The organism is Streptomyces sp. NPDC005803, from assembly GCF_040630435.1.
Lineage (GTDB): Bacteria > Actinomycetota > Actinomycetes > Streptomycetales > Streptomycetaceae > Streptomyces.
The window spans coordinates 14,383-29,435 of record NZ_JBEXXO010000010.1 but is presented as its reverse complement, the minus strand read 5'-3'; the positions used below and the strand labels follow the sequence as shown (position 1 = coordinate 29,435).

Below are 15,053 nucleotides of genomic sequence, written 5' to 3'. Positions count from 1 at the left end.
GGTATGTACAGTACCCGCATGAGCGCATCGGACCGCCTGATCGAAGCCACCAGGGAGCTCCTGTGGGAGCGCGGCTACGTGGGCACCAGCCCCAAGGCCATCCAGCAGCACGCCGGCGCCGGTCAGGGCAGCATGTACCACCACTTCGCCGGAAAACCGGACCTGGCGCTGACGGCCATCCGCCGCACGGCCGAGGAGCTGCGCGGGACCGCGGGCCGGGTGCTGGACGCGCCCGGGTCGGCGTACGAGCGGATCTCGGGCTACCTGCTGCGCGAGCGCGACGTGCTGCGCGGCTGCCCGGTGGGGCGGCTGACGATGGATCCGGAGGTCATCGCGAGCGACGAACTGCGGGCTCCCGTCGACGAGACGATCGCCTGGCTCCGCGGGCGGCTCACCGCGATCGTGCAGGAGGGCCTGGACCGGGGCGAGTTCGACCGCTCCCTGGTACCCGAGGACATCGCGGCGGCGGTCGTCGCGACCGTACAGGGCGGCTATGTGCTGGCCCGCGCCTCGGGCTCGACGGACGCGTTCGACGCGGCCGCCCGCGGCCTGCTGGCGCTCCTCGCGCCGCCTACCGACGCCGCCTGACCTTCCGCCGTACGCCGCCTGACCTGCGTCCGTACGTCCCCCACCCCCAGGAGCACCTCGCGCATGCGCATCACCAGGAGCGCGGACGGCAGCACCATCCGCCGGCACTCCGACGCCCGTGTCCCCGAGTACCCGGCAGCCTGAGGAGCGCACCGTGCACGTCATGCAGTACGAGATCACCCTGCCCGCCGACTACCACATGGGCATCATCCGTGACCGGGTGGCGACGAGGGGCCATCTCATGGACGCCTTCCCGGGGCTCGGCCTCAAGGCGTACCTGATGCGGGAGCGCGGCGAGGACTCGCCGGTCAACCAGTACGCGCCGCTCTACCTGTGGACCACGCCCGAGGGCATGAACTCCTTTCTCCGGGGCCCCGGATTCCACGGCATCGTGCAGGACTTCGGGCGCCCCGAAGTGCAGCACTGGACCGGCCTGTCCTACGCGGAGGGCCCTTCCCCGGCCGCACTCCCCCGCTCGGCCACCCGCCTGCGCTCGCCCGTAGCGCCCTCGGCCACTCCGGCGGACGCGGTCGGGGCCGCGCTGGAGGAGAGCCGGCGGCTCGCGAAGGCGCCCGGCGCGGTCGCCACGGCGCTGGCGGCCGATCCCCGTCACGGGGAACTGCTCCACTTCACGCTCTGGGACCACCCGGCGCCGCAGGAGGCCGGCGACCGCTACGAGGTGCTCCACCTCAGCCGGCCGGAGCGCGAACAGCTCGGGGAGGGACGCCGGTGGTAGCCGCGGTCCGCACCGTCCTCGGGGACATCCCCGCGCGGGAGCTCGGTGTGTGCGACGCCCACGACCACCTCTTCCTGCGCAGTCCCGTGCTGCCGGGCCAGGAGCTCGACGACCCGGTGGCGGCGGCCGGACGGCTGCGGGCCTTCGCCGGGTTCGGCGGCCGGTCCGTGGTGCAGTGGACGCCGTACGGCATGGGGCGCCGGGCCGATGCGCTGGCCGAGCTGTCCCGCTCGACGGGTACGCACGTGGTGGCGGCGACGGGTCTGCACCAGGCCGTGCACTACCCGGCCGCCCTGCTCGACCGCATCCGGGACGATCTCGCCTCACTGTTCGTCTCGGAGCTGACCGACGGGATCGGTTCGACGCCGGTGCGGGCGGGCCTGATCAAGGTGGCCGGCGCCTTCCACACGGTCGACGCCCACGCCCGGCTCACCATGACGGCGGCGGCCGAGGCACACCACCGCACGGGCGCGCCGATCGCCGTCCATCTGGAGCTGGGCACGGCCGCTTCGGACGTGCTCGACCTGCTGTGCGGCCACGGGGGTGTGCCGCCGCACCGGGTGATCCTCGGTCATCTCGGCCGTTCCCCGGACGGCGCCCAGCAGCGGGAGGTGGCGCGGGCCGGGGCGTTCCTCGCGTTCGACGGTCCGTCGCGCGCCCACCACGCGACGGACTGGCGGCTCCCGGAGGAACTCGCGGCGCTGGCCGAGGCCGGGTTCGGCGGGCAGTTGCTGCTGGGCGGCGACACCACCGTGCCGGAGACGCCGGGCATGCCGCATCTGCTGCACCGGCTGCGTCCCCGGCTGGCCGAGGTGCTGGGAGCGAAGACCGTGGAGGGCATGCTGGTCGCCAACCCGGCGCGGGCGTTCGCGTTCGAGGCGCCGACGAAGGCCGGCTGAGGGCGGGCGCGCGGCCTCGGCGCGGGCCGGCGCCATCCTCAGGTGAGCGCGCCGAGCGGGTCGTCCAGCACCGGCTGCCAGGCCAGCTCCGCCGCCCCCACCAGGCTGTTGTGGTCGAGGGTGCAGGGCAGGATCGGCACGCTGCCGCTGCGCCCCCACAGGCTGCGGTCCGCGACCACCGCGCGCAGCCGTTCCGGGTCGGCGTCCAGCAGGGCGCGGTGCAGACCGCCGAGGATGATGCGGTCCGGGTTGAGGATGTTGACGAGCCCGGCGAGCCCGAGGCCCAGCCGGTCGATCAGTTCCTCCGCCGCGTTGCGCACCGCCGCGTCACCGTACTCGTTGCGCAGCAGGTCCCCGGACTGCTTGAGCAGCGACTCCTCGGGGCCGGGTGCGCGTCCGGCGGCGGTCAGGAAGGCGAGCGGGTCGGTCTCGACGTCGAGGCAGCCGCGGCCGCCGCAGTGGCAGGGGCGGCCCTCGGGGTTGACGGTGAGATGACCGACCTCCAGGGCGAGTCCGGAACTCCCGGTGTGCAGACGGCCGTCCAGGACGAGCGCGCCGCCGACGCCACGGTGGCCGGTGGCGACGCACAGCAGGTGCTGGGCCCCGCGTCCCGCCCCGTGACGGTGCTCCGCGAGTGCGGCCAGGTTCACGTCGTTCCCGGTGAACGCCGGTCCGGTGATGCCCGCTTCGCGGACGCACGTGGCGAAGATCTCGCGGACCGGGGCGCCGGCGGGCCAGGCGATGTGGAGCGGGTTGAGGGCGGTGCCGTCCGGCTCGGCGACCGCGGAGGGCACCGCGAGGCCCGCCCCGACGCAGCGCAGGCCACTGTCGCGCAGCAATCGCGCGCAGTCGTCCACGACTTCGCCGATGACCTGCGCGGGATCGGCGGTGATGGTGACGCAGCCGGGGACGGTCGCGACGAGCCGGCCGCCGAGCCCGACCAGCGCGGCGCGGAACCCGTCCGAGTGCACCTGGGCGGCGAGTGCCACCGGACCGGACTCGCGCACGGCCAGCCGGTGCGAGGGCCGGCCCTGCGAGCCGGCGGCCGAGCCGGGGCTGGAGTCGACCTGGATCAGGCCGAGCGCCTCCAGTTCCGCGGCGACCGCGCCGGCGGTGGCACGGGTGACACCCAGCTCGGAGGTGAGGACGGCGCGGGTGGGCGCGCGTCCGGTGTGGACCAGTTCCAGCGCGGGCCCGAGCGCGCTGCGGCCCCTCTCCAACTTCGTCCGGGTGGTGGTCCCCTTGCCGTTCATGGGGGCGAGTCTCCCATGATCCGGAGGCGATGCGGACGCCGTGGTGTCCGGCTTCTCCCCCGCGCCGCCCCGCCGGGCGGCCCGGAACCGCCGACCGCGGTACGGCATCCGTCCCGCGCGGGCGGCCCTCTTGCGCCCGTTGCCCACGGGACTCTATGGTGAGTTTGTGCCGCAACTAAACAAACTGCGGACGGCACTGCCGGGGGGACCGGGCGGCAACACCGCCCCACCTTCGTCGACACGCCTCCGCACCGCGCTGACCGTGTTCTTCGCCCTCGACGGGTTCCTGTTCGCCGGCTGGGTGGTCCGCATCCCCGCCATCAAGCAGCAGACCGGCGCCTCGGCCTCCACCCTCGGCCTCGCACTTCTCGGCGTATCCGCCGGCGCCGTGATCACCATGATGCTGACCGGCCGGCTCTGCCGCCGTTTCGGCAGCCATCCGGTCACCGTGGTCTGTAGCGTCCTGCTGTCGCTCAGCATCGCCCTGCCCGCCCGCACCCATTCAGCACTCTCCCTCGGGCTGGTGCTGCTGGCGTTCGGCGCCGCGTACGGCGGGACGAACGTGGCCATGAACAGCGCGGCAGTGGACCTGGTCGCCGATCTGCGCCGTCCCGTCATGCCCAGCTTCCACGCGGCGTTCAGCCTCGGCGGCATGATCGGCGCCGGACTGGGCGGTCTCGTCGCGGGCAGCCTCACACCCTCCGCGCATCTGCTCTGGCTGACCGGAATCGGACTGCTCGTCACGGCCTGCGCGGGACCGGTCCTGCTGCGCCACCCGTCGCGCACGCCCCTTTCCACGCCGGCCGGCGGCGGCGAGGGTCCCCAGCGCCTGAGCGGACGGGCGCGCCGCGTGGTGGCCCTGTTCGGCGTGATCGCGCTCTGCACCGCGTACGGCGAAGGCGCCCTGGCCGACTGGGGCGCCCTCCACCTGGAACAGGACCTGCACGCCCACCCCGGGGTGGCGGCAGCCGGATACTCACTGTTCGCGCTCTTCATGACGGTGGGCCGGCTCACCGGCACGGCACTGCTCGAACGGCTCGGACAGACCCGCACCCTGGTCGCCGGCGGCACCACCGCGGCAGCCGGGATGCTGATCGGCTCACTCGCCCCGGCCACCTGGCTCGCCCTCCTCGGCTTCGCCGTCACCGGACTCGGCCTGGCCAACATCTTCCCGGTGGCGGTCGGCAGGGCCGGCGAGCTGGCCGGTCCCGGCGGAGTGGCCGCCGCCTCGACACTCGGCTACGGCGGCATGCTCCTCGGACCGCCGGCGATCGGCTTCCTGGCCGACTGGTTCTCCCTGCCCGTGGCCCTGACCACGGTGGCGCTGCTGGCCCTGGCCGCGGCGGCACTGGGGTACGGCGCACGCAAGGCCGCGTACACATGATCGAGTGAGTAGCGGTACTCAGGCAGGAACGGTTCTCCCGACGCAGGATGAAGACGTAGGCCATCCGACGGGGAGCACACCATGAACAAGCCGGTCCTGACCAGGCAGCACGTCCGCGCGCTCGCACGGCTCACCTTCGGGAACGCCGCATCCCTGATCTACCTCGGCGCGGTGGCGGCGACCGCCGTGTTCGTCACCGTGGACACGGTGTTCGTCTCCCACGAGGACGCCTCGTTCGCCGGGGTGTGGCTGTTCCTCCTGGCGGCGCCGACCGTCTTCGTCTTCCTGGCCGGCAGTGCCACGTGGGGCGCGGAGACGGCGGGGCCCGCCTGGTTCCTGTACGTGGCCCTGGTGGTGTCCGTGCTGGTGCAGTCGCTCGCCCTGGGCTGGTTCGTACGTGTGCTGCGCGGCGGCCGGTCCCGTCAGGCCCGCCCCCAGGGCGCCTGATCCCCTGGCACAATCCCTGCCATGAAGATCACGGAGCACATACAGTGCCTGGCCGCCGAGGGCGGGTTGCTGGCGGACGCGGCCGAGCAGGCGGGGGCCGGGGCGCCGGTGCCGACCTGTCCTGGCTGGCAGGTGCGTGACCTGCTCAGGCACACCGCGATGGTCCACACCTGGGCGGCCGCCTTCGTGACCGAGGGCCACACCGCCTACGTCCCCGACGCCGGGGAGCCGGACCTGGACGGGCCCGCGCTGCTCGACCGGTTCCGCGCCGGGCACCGGCATCTGGTGGAGGCGTTGGAGCGCGCACCGGAGGACCTGGACTGCTGGGCCTTCTTCGCGGCGCCGTCGCCCCTGGCCTTCTGGGCGCGACGACAGGCCCACGAGACGACGATCCACCGGGTGGACGCCGAGTCTGCGCGCGGCGGACCCCTTTCCCCCGTCGCGTCCGGCCACGCGGTGGACGGCATCGACGAGCTGCTCACCGGTTTCCACGCCCGTCCCAAGAGCCGGGTGCGAACCGACGTACCGCGCACGTTGCGCGTGCGGGCGACGGACACCGGCACCGTGTGGACCGTACGGCTGTCCGCCGAGCCGCCGGCAGCCGTGCGCGAGGCGGTGCCGTCCGGGCTGCCGCCCGTCGACTGCGAGTTGAGCGCCTCGGCCCAGGAGCTCTACCTCACGCTCTGGAACCGGCGGCCGCTCACGGCTCTCACGGTGACGGGCGACCCGGACCTCGCCCGGGTGTGGCGGGAGAACTCCTCGGTCACCTGGTCCTGAGACCGCGGGGACACGCGGCGGGCGGGCTTGTCCGCCCGCCACCGCACCTGTGACACTTCGGACATGGGACACCGAAGCCAGGCGGACCGGGACGCCATGACCGTCGAGATCGGCTTCGCCGTGGTGACGGGCGGCCTGCTGGCGGCGGCCGCGTTCGCCACGGTCTGCGCCCCCGTCCTCCTCCTGGCGCCGGGCGGCGGTGTGAGCCCCGGGCTGCTCGTGGCCGCGGCCGCCGTGGCCGTACTGGTCTTCATCGGCCGCGTCGTCGACGTGCTGGGGCGGTTCAGGCGCCGCGACACCGAGCGCGAGGTCGGCAGGCACGGCCCCGTACTGCCCGATCAGCCCAGCCAGCCCGGCCGCACCAGCCCCGACTCGTAGGCCAGCACGACCAGTTGGGCCCGGTCGCGGGCGCCGAGCTTCACCATGGTCCGGCTGACGTGGGTCTTGGCGGTGAGCGGGCTGACGACGAGACGGCGGGCGATCTCCTCGTTGGACAGGCCGATGCCGACCAGCGCCATCACCTCCCTTTCCCGATCGGTCAGCGCGCTCAGCCCGGTCGCCGCGGCGGGCTCCTTGGACCGCGCCGCGAACTCGGCGATCAGCCGGCGCGTGACACTCGGCGACAGCAGCGCGTCCCCGCCGACCACCGCCCTGACGGCCCGCAGCAGCTCTTCCGGTTCGGTGTCCTTGACCAGGAAACCGGAGGCTCCGGAGCGGATCGCCTCGAAGACGTACTCATCGAGTTCGAAGGTGGTGAGCATGATCACCTTCACCTCGTCCAGCGCGGGGTCCCCGGTGACGGCGCGGGTCGCGGCGAGGCCGTCGAGACGCGGCATCCGGATGTCCATCAGCACGACGTCCGGGCGCAGTTCACGCACCAGCCGGACGGCCTCCTCCCCGTCCGACGCCTCGCCCGCCACCTCGATGTCCGGCTGGGCGTCCAGCAGGGCCCGGAACCCCGCCCGGACCAGCGACTGGTCATCGGCGAGCAGTACGCGCATCACGGTGTCTCCTCCTCGTGCGCCGCGCCGCCCGGCCCGCCGGCCGGCAGCGGAAGTGCGGCCCGTACCCGGAAGCCGCCGTCGGGCCGGGTCCCCGCCTCGATCGTGCCACCCAGAGCCACCGCCCGCTCCCGCATCCCGGCCAGTCCGTTGCCGCTGCCCCCGGCGTCCGTGCCGGTCGCGGGACCCTCGTCGTCGATCCGGAGCGTGATGCGGTCCGGCCCGTAACCGACCCGGACCTCAGCCGTACGCGAACCGGAATGCCGCACCACATTGGTCAGCGCCTCCTGGACGATCCGGAACGCGGCCAGGTCCGCGCCGGGCGGCACGGCCCCGCGTACGCCGTCGGTTACGACGGTGACGGTCAGTCCGGCGCTCGCGGCCTGTTCGACCAGCTCGGGAAGCCGGTCGAGTCCGGGGGCCGGAGCCCGGGGGGCGTCACCGGGCGTACGGAGGGTGTCCAGGACCTGTCGCACCTCGCCGAGCGCCTCCCTGCTGGCGGCCTTGATGGTGGTGAGGGCGGTGCGGGCCTGCTCGGGATCGGTGTCGAGCAGGGCGAGTCCGACACCTGCCTGGACGTTGATGACGGAGATGCTGTGCGCGAGGACGTCATGGAGCTCACGGGCCATTCGCAGCCGCTCCTCGTCGGCCCGCCGCTTCTCCGCGCGTTCCCGCTCGACCCGCTGAGCGGCCCACTGCTCACGGCGTACGCGGACGAACTCGGCGGCCACGATGATGGCCACTACCCAGGCGGCGACGCCCAACTCCTGCCCCCAGGGCCGCGCGGCGTCGCCGTCGGGAGGCAGCCAGCGGTAGAGCCAGTGCGCCACCACGAGGTGGCCCACCCACACCAGGGCGACCGCCGACCACGCGGCCCGCCGGTGTCCGGCCACGACGGCACTGAAGCAGCCGACGGCGACGGCCAGGAAGACCGGGCCGTACGGGTAGCCGGCCCCGAGATAGACCGTCGCCGCGGCCGAGGCGCCGAAGACGGCGACGACGGGGTGCCGGTGGCGGAAGAGGAGGACCGCCACGGCGGCGATGAGGAGCAGGCGCGCGAAGAGGTCGAGCGGGACCTTCTCGTCCAGCTGCCCGCGGGCCGCGAAGGCAGAGCCGGCCAGGACGACGACGCCGAGCAGGATCGTGGACGCCCAGGGCAGCCGGCCGGCGGGCCGCCCCCGGTCGCCCGTCAGCCAGCGCGGCGGCTCTTTGCCGTTCCGCGATCCCCACGGGCCGCGGGAGCCGGCCGGTCGGCCCGGCCCGACGCGCGCCCAGGCCCGTCGACGTGACGGTCCGCCCTGGTCCCCGGCGGGACCGCCGTCTGCCTCCGCGCGCCGCTCTTCCATGCCGGCCACGCTAGACCGCGCGCCCGCGCCCCGGCGTCCGCCGGGCGTGGTGATCCCCCGTACTCCCTGGGGAGTACGGCGAACGGGCCGGCTCAGGCACCGCTCACCGGGCCTACCGCCGGCCTCCGAGGAGCCCGACGGTGCGGGCCAGCTCCGTCACGGCCTGGCGGAAGAAGACCTCGCGGGCCTCCACCACGCGGTTGAACTGGCCGAAGATCTCGAACGACAGCAGCCCGAAGAGCTGTGCCCACGCGGCGACGAGCGGCGCGGCGACCGCCGGCGGCAGACCCGGGGCGATGTCGGCGGCGAGCCGTTCGGCCTCGGGACGCAGCTCCTCGGCGAGCGGCGGCAGCGCGAGCCCCTCCTCGCGGTGCGCGTCCTCGACGACGGCGACGAGGAGGAGACCGACCCGGGACGCGGGGCCGACGGTGGCCTGGGGTGCGGTGTAGCCGGGCACCGGCGAGCCGTAGATGAGCGCGTACTCATGGGGGTGCGCCAGGGCCCAGTCCCGTACGGCGCACGCGACCGCCGCCCAGCGGGCCAGATGGGCGGCGGGCCGGTGGGCTTGCCCGGCGGCCTCGGCAGCGGCGGCCCGGTGCGCACGCTCGGCGGCTTCGCCGACGGAGTCGTACGCGTCGACGATCAGGGCGGTGAGCAGTTCGTCGCGGCTCGGGAAGTAGCGGTAGAGCGCGGAGGACACCATGCCGAGTTCGCGCGCCACGGCACGCAGCGAGAGCTTCGCCGCGCCTTCGGCCGCGAGCTGTTTCCTCGCCTCGTCCTTGATGGCGGCGGTGACCTCGATGCGGGCCCGTTCCCTGGCTCCCCGGATAGCGCTCATGACGGCCAGTCTGCCACGCATGGGAGCACCGACCAACAACGAGAGCAGTGCTCTTGCTTTTGAGCGCCGATTCCGTGCACACTGATCTCAAGCGAGAGCACCGCTCTCCCAAATGGTGGGGGTCCCCATGTCGCAGGCGCAGCCGTACTACCTTCAGGGCAGCCCGTTCGCCATCCGGATGAACAGCGCCATCGGCTGGCTGGCGCGGCACGGCGTCAGTCTGCTCGGGACGCAGGAGATGTCGGTGCGGGGCCGTAAGAGCGGACAGCTCCAGCGCATCCCCGTGAACCCGCACACCTACGAGGGAGTGCAGTACCTCGTCTCCGCACGGGGGCACTCGCAGTGGGTACGCAATATGCGGGCCGCGGGCGGCGGCGAGCTGCGGGTGGGCCGCAGGACCCGCGCCTTCACGGCCGTGGAGATCGCGGACGACGAGCACAAGGTGATCGTCGTCCGCGCCTATCTGGAGCGGTGGGGCTGGGAGGTCAACCAGTACTTCAACGGGATCACGGTCAAGTCCACGGACGCCGAACTGCTGGCGGCCTGCCCCGACCACCCCGTCTTCCGGATCACCGTCGAGCGCTGACTCGCGGGCGGAACAACCGCGTCGAGCAGGGACCTGCGGCCGGATCGCCCCGTGGAGCCCTGGGGGCGCTGGTCCCCTTGGCCGGATCGCCGGATCGCCGGATCTCCGGATCTCCGGATCGGCGGGTCGAGCACCGACTCGTGGACGGATCGCCGCCGACGCGCTGGCGGGAGGCCGGAGCGCCCGCGCCGAGCACTGATCCCGGCCCCATCGTCGCCGGGCGGGCCCCCGCAAGGCCGGATCGCCGTCGCACCCTGACCCGGTCCGGATCACCGTCGAGCAGGGAGCCAAGGGCCGGATCGCGGTCGCACCCTGACCCTGTTCGAACCCCGACCTGCCCGGATCACCGTCGAGCAGGGAGCCGAGGCCGGATCGCCGTACCGTCCCGATCCGGCCGGACCTCTGATGCCGTGCGGGCCCTCAGCGGTCCATCGCCGACAGCGCCCGCTGCGCCAGTGGGTGCGAGCGGACCAGTTCGGCCAGCGAGGTCGTCCCCCGGGTGATGCCCGCGAACGCGTTCCACGCGGGACGGAAGCCCGTCAGCACCGCGTGCAGCATGCCCGGGCGCCGCTCGAAGAGCTTCAGCATGCGCCGTCCCACGCTCATCTCGACGCCGAGGCCGGCCTTGATCGCGAACGCGTAGTTGAGCGCCTGGCGGCGGGCGTCCACCGCGTCGTGCGCCTCGGCCACCCGCACCGCCCACTCGCCGGCGAGGCGTCCCGAACGCAGCGCGAACGAGATGCCCTCACGGGTCCACGGCTCCAGCAGCCCGGCCGCGTCCCCGCATACGAGCACCCGGCCGCGCGAGAGCGGCGAGTCGTCGCTGCGGCAGCGCGTCAGATGACCGGAGGAGATCTTCGGCTCGAAGCCGGCCAGGCCGAGCCGCGCGATGAAGTCCTCCAGGTACCGCTTGGTGCCCCCGCCGTCGCCGCGCGCCGAGATCACACCGACCGTCAGGGTGTCCCCCTTGGGGAAGACCCAGCCGTAACTCCCCGGCATGGGGCCCCAGTCGATCAGCACCCGGCCCGCCCAGTCCTCCGCGACGGTCTCCGGCACGGGGATCTCGGCCTCCAGACCGAGATCCACCTGGTCGAGCTTCACCCCGACATGTGCTCCTATCCGCCCGGCGCTGCCGTCCGCACCCACGACCGCGCGGGCCAGGACGGTCTCGCCGCTGGACAGCACGACCGCGACCGTGCGCCGGTCGGGCACCGCGGCCCCGTGCTGCTCCACCCGCGACACCGCGGCCCCGGTGCGGAGTTCGGCACCGGCCTTCTGGGCCTCCTCGACCAGGCCCGCGTCGAACTCGGGACGGTTGATGAGGCCGAAGAGCATGCGCCGGGAGCGGCGGGTGCGTGCCAGCCTGCCGTTCAGCGAGAACGTGACCGCGTGGATCCGGTCCCGCAAAGGCAGTTCGAAGCCGGGCGGCAGCGAATCGCGCGAATACCCGATGATGCCGCCGCCGCACGTCTTGTAACGGGGCAGCTCCGCCTTCTCCAGGAGCAGTACCCGACGGCCGGCGACAGCCGCCGCATATGCCGCGGAGGCTCCCGCCGGTCCGGCGCCGACTACGACGACGTCCCACACGGACGACTCTTCGTGCTCATGTCCGGCGTCTTCGTTCTCGCTGCTCACGATGTGCTTCTGCTCCCGATCCGACCAGTGGCCCAAGCTGCTTCCGGCATCCTACGGCGCGTTACGGCCAGGCCCTCCTGTGGGAGGATCGGCCGAGCCTCCGTCGTACCTGCCACGCCACACTCCTGGCGGTCATGTACCCGGATATGTATCCATAACGTCGCACCTACCAGGAGCGTGCCCATGACCGCCCATCCGATTTCCGAGACCGTCGCCTCGCTGATGCCCCGCGCCAAGGCGGAGCTGACCGAGCTGGTGGCCTTCCAGTCGGTGGCGGATCCCGCGGTGTTCCCGAAGAGCGAGTGCGAGGCGGCCGCCGCGTGGGTCGCGGACGCGCTGCGCGCCGAGGGATTCCAGGATGTCGCCCTCCTCGACACCCCGGACGGCACCCAGTCCGTCTACGGCTTCCTGCCCGGTCCGGCCGGCGCGCCCACCGTGCTGCTCTACGCGCACTACGACGTGCAGCCGCCGCTCGACGAGTCCGCCTGGATCTCCCCGCCGTTCGAGCTGACGGAACGTGACGGGCGCTGGTTCGGCCGGGGCTCGGCCGACTGCAAGGGCGGTTTCATCATGCACCTCCTCGCGCTGCGCGCCCTCAAGGCCAACGGCGGGGTGCCGGTCTCGGTGAAGGTGATCGCGGAGGGCTCGGAGGAACAGGGCACCGGGGGGCTGGAACAGTACGCGCAGGCGCATCCGGAGCTGCTCGCCGCGGACACCGTGGTGATCGGCGACACCGGGAACTTCCGGGTCGGCCTGCCGACCGTCACCTCGACGCTGCGCGGGATGACGATGCTGCGGGTACGGCTCGACACCCTCGAAGGGAACCTGCACTCAGGTCAGTTCGGCGGCGCCGCCCCCGACGCGCTGGCCGCGATGATCCAGCTGCTCGCGTCGCTGCGCGCCGAGGACGGCACGACGACCGTCGACGGCCTCACGACGGACACGAAGTGGGACGGTCTGCAGTACCCGGAGGAGGAGTTCCGCAAGGACGCCAAGGTCCTCGACGGCGTCGAGCTGATCAGCACGGGCACGGTAGCCGACCGGATCTGGGCGCGGCCCGCGGTCACGGTCATCGGGATCGACTGCCCTGCGGTGGTGGGTGCGACGCCCTCGGTGCAGGCAAGCGCCCGGGCGCAGATCAGTCTGCGGGTCCCGCCGGGCGAGGACGCGGAGCAGGCGACGAAGCTGCTGACCGCGCACCTGAGGGCGCACGCCCCGTGGGGGGCGAGGGTCTCGGTCGAGCAGGTCGGCCAGGGTCAGCCGTTCCGCGCCGACGTCACGAGCCCCGCGTACACCGCGATGGCGGACGCCATGCGCGTGGCGTACCCGGGCCAGGAGATGCAGTCCTCCGGCATGGGCGGCTCGATCCCGCTCTGCAACGCGCTCGCCGAGCTGTACCCGCGGGCGGAGATCCTGCTGATCGGGCTGAGCGAGCCCGAGGCCCAGATCCACGCGGTGAACGAGAGCGTGTCGCCCGAGGAGCTGGAGCGGCTCTCGGTCGCCGAGGCGCTGTTCCTGCAGAACTACGCCGCCTCGAAGACCGTCTGAGCAGGCCGACGGCCGCCGCTACGCGCTGAGCGAAGCTCGCCCGTAGCGTAGTTCCGTGCGGCGGACGCCCGCTGCTGCGTACGTTCGCCGCATGGAGCTCGTCGAGGTACTTCCCCAGCTGCACATGTTCCGCTTCCCGATCGGCCAGGCCTACCTCTGGCGCGACGGGACCGAACTGACCCTGATCGACGCGGGTGACGTGAACGCGGCGTCCGCCATCGAGGACGCGGTGCGCGGGCTCGGTCACGACCCCGCCCGCATCGCCCGGATCGTTATCACCCACGGCCATCGCGACCACTACGGGGCGGCCCAGGAGCTCGCCGACCGCCACGGCGCCGAGATCCTTGCGCACCGGCTCGACGCGCCGGTGATCCGCGGCGAGGAGGAGGTCGGCGATCCCGTGCTGCTCGACTGGGAGCGCCCGCTGTACGAGCACGGACTGACCGTGCCCGTGGCCCCTGCGACCCGGGTCGACACCGAGCTGTCCGACGGGGCGGTGCTGCCGTTCGGCGGCGGGGCGCGAGTGGTCCACTCCCCCGGCCACACCCCGGGGTCCATCGGCCTTCATCTGCCGGAACACGGGGTGCTGTTCACGGGTGACTGCGTGGCCGGCGTGGGGGAAGTGATGCTCGGCGTCTTCAACATCGACCGCGAGCAGGCCGTGGCCTCGTTCCGGCGGCTGGCCGCGCTGGAGGCGGCCACGGTCTGCTTCGGTCACGGTGATCCCCTCACCACCGACGCGGTCGCGGTCATGCGTGCCTCAGCCGACCGGGACTCCGGCCTCCAGGTTGAGCACGGCTGAACGCTCGCGGGCGCGCAGCGCCCAGCGCAGTCGTGCGTAGCGGGTGGGCGGCAGCATGGTCGCCGCCTCCTCCTCGGTGACGAACCGCCAGCCCCGGAGTTCGGAACCGGGCAGGAGCAGCCGTTCGGCGTCCGCGCCCGCCAGCGTTCCGCCGTCGAAGAGCAGCCGCAGTCCTCCGTATCCGGGCGGCTGCGGCGCCTCCCAGTCGACGACGAGGAGTTTGGGCACGTGGGCGAGACGGATCCCTATTTCCTCGGCCACCTCCCTGATCCCGGCCTGCGCCGGTGCTTCGCCCGCCTCCACCACGCCACCGGGGAACTCCCAGCCGGGCTTGTACGTGGGGTCGACGAGCAGCACCCGGTCGTGTTCGTCGAAGAGCAGCACGCCGGCCGCGACGGTCTCCGCCGTGGGGTCGGGTGTCTGGACGATCTCGCAGGCCGGGGCCGCGCCGGTGCGCACGGCCTCGGCGATGGTCTCGGCCGTCTCGCGTGGCGTGAGCGCGCTGTTGTCGATGGTGTGCGCGTCCCGGCTGATCCAGCCGAGCGCCGAACGGTAGGGCTCGATGCGGTCGTACGCCCACCGCCCGGTCGCGTCGACCGTCTCCGGGTCGTCGGGGAACGCCGCCCGGTGGGCGATCCGTTGGCGCAGGATCGTTTCGTCAGGTGAGAGCAGGACATGACGCACCGCGATGCGCCGGGAGGCGAGCCCTCCGAATATCTCGTCTCGATACTCCTGTCGCAGCAGCGTCATCGGCACCACCAGTACCCCACCGACCTCGGCGAGCAGTGCGGCCGCGGTGTCCACCACGAGCCGCCGCCAGATCGGCAGGTCCTGGAAGTCGGTCACCTCGGCGAACTTCTTCTGCGGCAGCAGGGATCCCAGCCCCGTGCCGGTCAGTTCCGGGTCGTAGAAGGTGCTGTTCGGGATCAGGTCGATCAGTTCGCGCGCGGCGCTGGTCTTGCCCGCGCCGAACGCACCGTTGATCCAGATGATCACGGTTCCCCCTCTTCCGTAGGCCCCCAGTGGCTTGCCCGCACCACCCTGCCGTGAAAACACGACTGTGGCGATGGCGCTGCGCGAGCGCAACAGCGCACGGTGGCCGGCGGAGCCCCTCGGTACGGGGGTGGCGCCCGGTACGGGGATGGCGCCCGGCCGGAGCGCTCCGGCCGTAACGGCGACGGCGGGACGTCGTTGGAGCGGACAGCAGAACGAA

At 73.1% G+C, this 15,053-nt stretch carries 16 protein-coding genes; 10 read left to right on the top strand and 6 right to left on the bottom strand.

Annotation, left to right across the window (positions count from 1 at the left end):
- The first annotated feature begins 18 nt into the window (after window positions 1-18).
- From ABZ454_RS16075 to ABZ454_RS16065, 3 genes are all read left to right on the top strand, one after another.
- Complete coding sequence (locus ABZ454_RS16075; RefSeq protein WP_359538419.1) at window positions 19-588, top strand: TetR/AcrR family transcriptional regulator; 570 nt, start codon at window positions 19-21, stop codon at window positions 586-588.
- Window positions 589-742: 154 nt separating this feature from the next.
- Window positions 743-1,324 carry a DUF4865 family protein gene (locus ABZ454_RS16070; protein WP_359538418.1) on the top strand — a complete coding sequence of 194 codons (582 nt, stop codon included), beginning with the start codon at window positions 743-745 and terminating at the stop codon, window positions 1,322-1,324.
- The gene (locus ABZ454_RS16065; RefSeq protein ID WP_359538416.1) at window positions 1,318-2,223 is read left to right on the top strand and encodes a phosphotriesterase; all 906 of its coding nucleotides are present in this window, start codon (window positions 1,318-1,320) and stop codon (window positions 2,221-2,223) included. The genes ABZ454_RS16070 and ABZ454_RS16065 overlap by 7 nt, the downstream gene beginning before the upstream one ends.
- 38 nt (window positions 2,224-2,261) lie before the next feature.
- Here the strand turns inward: ABZ454_RS16065 and ABZ454_RS16060 are convergent, their stop codons facing one another.
- Window positions 2,262-3,476: an ROK family protein gene (locus ABZ454_RS16060; RefSeq protein WP_356315714.1), complete on the bottom strand. Its 1,215-nt coding sequence runs from the start codon at window positions 3,474-3,476 to the stop codon at window positions 2,262-2,264.
- Window positions 3,477-3,642: 166 nt separating this feature from the next.
- On the opposite strand from ABZ454_RS16060, the gene ABZ454_RS16055 reads away from it, so the two are divergent.
- From ABZ454_RS16055 to ABZ454_RS16040, 4 genes are all read left to right on the top strand, one after another.
- Window positions 3,643-4,860 carry an MFS transporter gene (locus tag ABZ454_RS16055; protein ID WP_359538414.1) on the top strand — a complete coding sequence of 406 codons (1,218 nt, stop codon included), beginning with the start codon at window positions 3,643-3,645 and terminating at the stop codon, window positions 4,858-4,860.
- A gap of 81 nt (window positions 4,861-4,941) precedes the next feature.
- Window positions 4,942-5,307 (top strand): hypothetical protein, encoded by a 366-nt coding sequence (locus tag ABZ454_RS16050; RefSeq protein WP_356315709.1) that lies wholly within the window; start codon window positions 4,942-4,944, stop codon window positions 5,305-5,307.
- A gap of 21 nt (window positions 5,308-5,328) precedes the next feature.
- The gene (locus ABZ454_RS16045) at window positions 5,329-6,084 is read left to right on the top strand and encodes a maleylpyruvate isomerase family mycothiol-dependent enzyme (RefSeq protein ID WP_359538412.1); all 756 of its coding nucleotides are present in this window, start codon (window positions 5,329-5,331) and stop codon (window positions 6,082-6,084) included.
- A 63-nt stretch (window positions 6,085-6,147) separates the two neighbouring features.
- Window positions 6,148-6,462 carry a DUF6332 family protein gene (locus tag ABZ454_RS16040; RefSeq protein WP_356315705.1) on the top strand — a complete coding sequence of 105 codons (315 nt, stop codon included), beginning with the start codon at window positions 6,148-6,150 and terminating at the stop codon, window positions 6,460-6,462.
- Here the strand turns inward: ABZ454_RS16040 and ABZ454_RS16035 are convergent.
- The 3 genes from ABZ454_RS16035 to ABZ454_RS16025 all read right to left on the bottom strand — a co-directional run bounded on the left by ABZ454_RS16035 (window position 6,423) and on the right by ABZ454_RS16025 (window position 9,269).
- Complete coding sequence (locus ABZ454_RS16035; RefSeq protein ID WP_359538410.1) at window positions 6,423-7,088, bottom strand: response regulator transcription factor; 666 nt, start codon at window positions 7,086-7,088, stop codon at window positions 6,423-6,425. The genes ABZ454_RS16040 and ABZ454_RS16035 overlap by 40 nt on opposite strands.
- Complete coding sequence (locus ABZ454_RS16030; RefSeq protein ID WP_359538408.1) at window positions 7,085-8,431, bottom strand: sensor histidine kinase; 1,347 nt, start codon at window positions 8,429-8,431, stop codon at window positions 7,085-7,087. Before ABZ454_RS16030 ends, ABZ454_RS16035 begins: the two co-directional genes overlap by 4 nt.
- Before the next feature lie 112 nt (window positions 8,432-8,543).
- Window positions 8,544-9,269, bottom strand: a complete 726-nt coding sequence (locus ABZ454_RS16025; protein ID WP_359538406.1) for a TetR/AcrR family transcriptional regulator — start codon at window positions 9,267-9,269, stop codon at window positions 8,544-8,546.
- A gap of 127 nt (window positions 9,270-9,396) precedes the next feature.
- On the opposite strand from ABZ454_RS16025, the gene ABZ454_RS16020 reads away from it, so the two are divergent.
- Window positions 9,397-9,855 carry a nitroreductase/quinone reductase family protein gene (locus ABZ454_RS16020; protein WP_356315698.1) on the top strand — a complete coding sequence of 153 codons (459 nt, stop codon included), beginning with the start codon at window positions 9,397-9,399 and terminating at the stop codon, window positions 9,853-9,855.
- Between the two features lie 420 nt (window positions 9,856-10,275).
- Here the strand turns inward: ABZ454_RS16020 and ABZ454_RS16015 are convergent, their stop codons facing one another.
- On the bottom strand, window positions 10,276-11,490 hold the full coding sequence (locus ABZ454_RS16015; protein ID WP_356315696.1) for a geranylgeranyl reductase family protein: 1,215 nt from the start codon (window positions 11,488-11,490) through the stop codon (window positions 10,276-10,278).
- 183 nt (window positions 11,491-11,673) lie between these two features.
- On the opposite strand from ABZ454_RS16015, the gene ABZ454_RS16010 reads away from it, so the two are divergent.
- The gene (locus tag ABZ454_RS16010; protein WP_356315693.1) at window positions 11,674-13,038 is read left to right on the top strand and encodes a dipeptidase; all 1,365 of its coding nucleotides are present in this window, start codon (window positions 11,674-11,676) and stop codon (window positions 13,036-13,038) included.
- A 91-nt stretch (window positions 13,039-13,129) separates the two neighbouring features.
- The gene (locus ABZ454_RS16005) at window positions 13,130-13,840 is read left to right on the top strand and encodes an MBL fold metallo-hydrolase (protein WP_359538404.1); all 711 of its coding nucleotides are present in this window, start codon (window positions 13,130-13,132) and stop codon (window positions 13,838-13,840) included.
- Here the strand turns inward: ABZ454_RS16005 and ABZ454_RS16000 are convergent.
- The gene (locus tag ABZ454_RS16000; protein ID WP_359538402.1) at window positions 13,799-14,836 is read right to left on the bottom strand and encodes an NUDIX domain-containing protein; all 1,038 of its coding nucleotides are present in this window, start codon (window positions 14,834-14,836) and stop codon (window positions 13,799-13,801) included. The two genes, ABZ454_RS16005 and ABZ454_RS16000, sit on opposite strands and share 42 nt — an antisense overlap.
- Window positions 14,837-15,053: the final 217 nt, after the last annotated feature.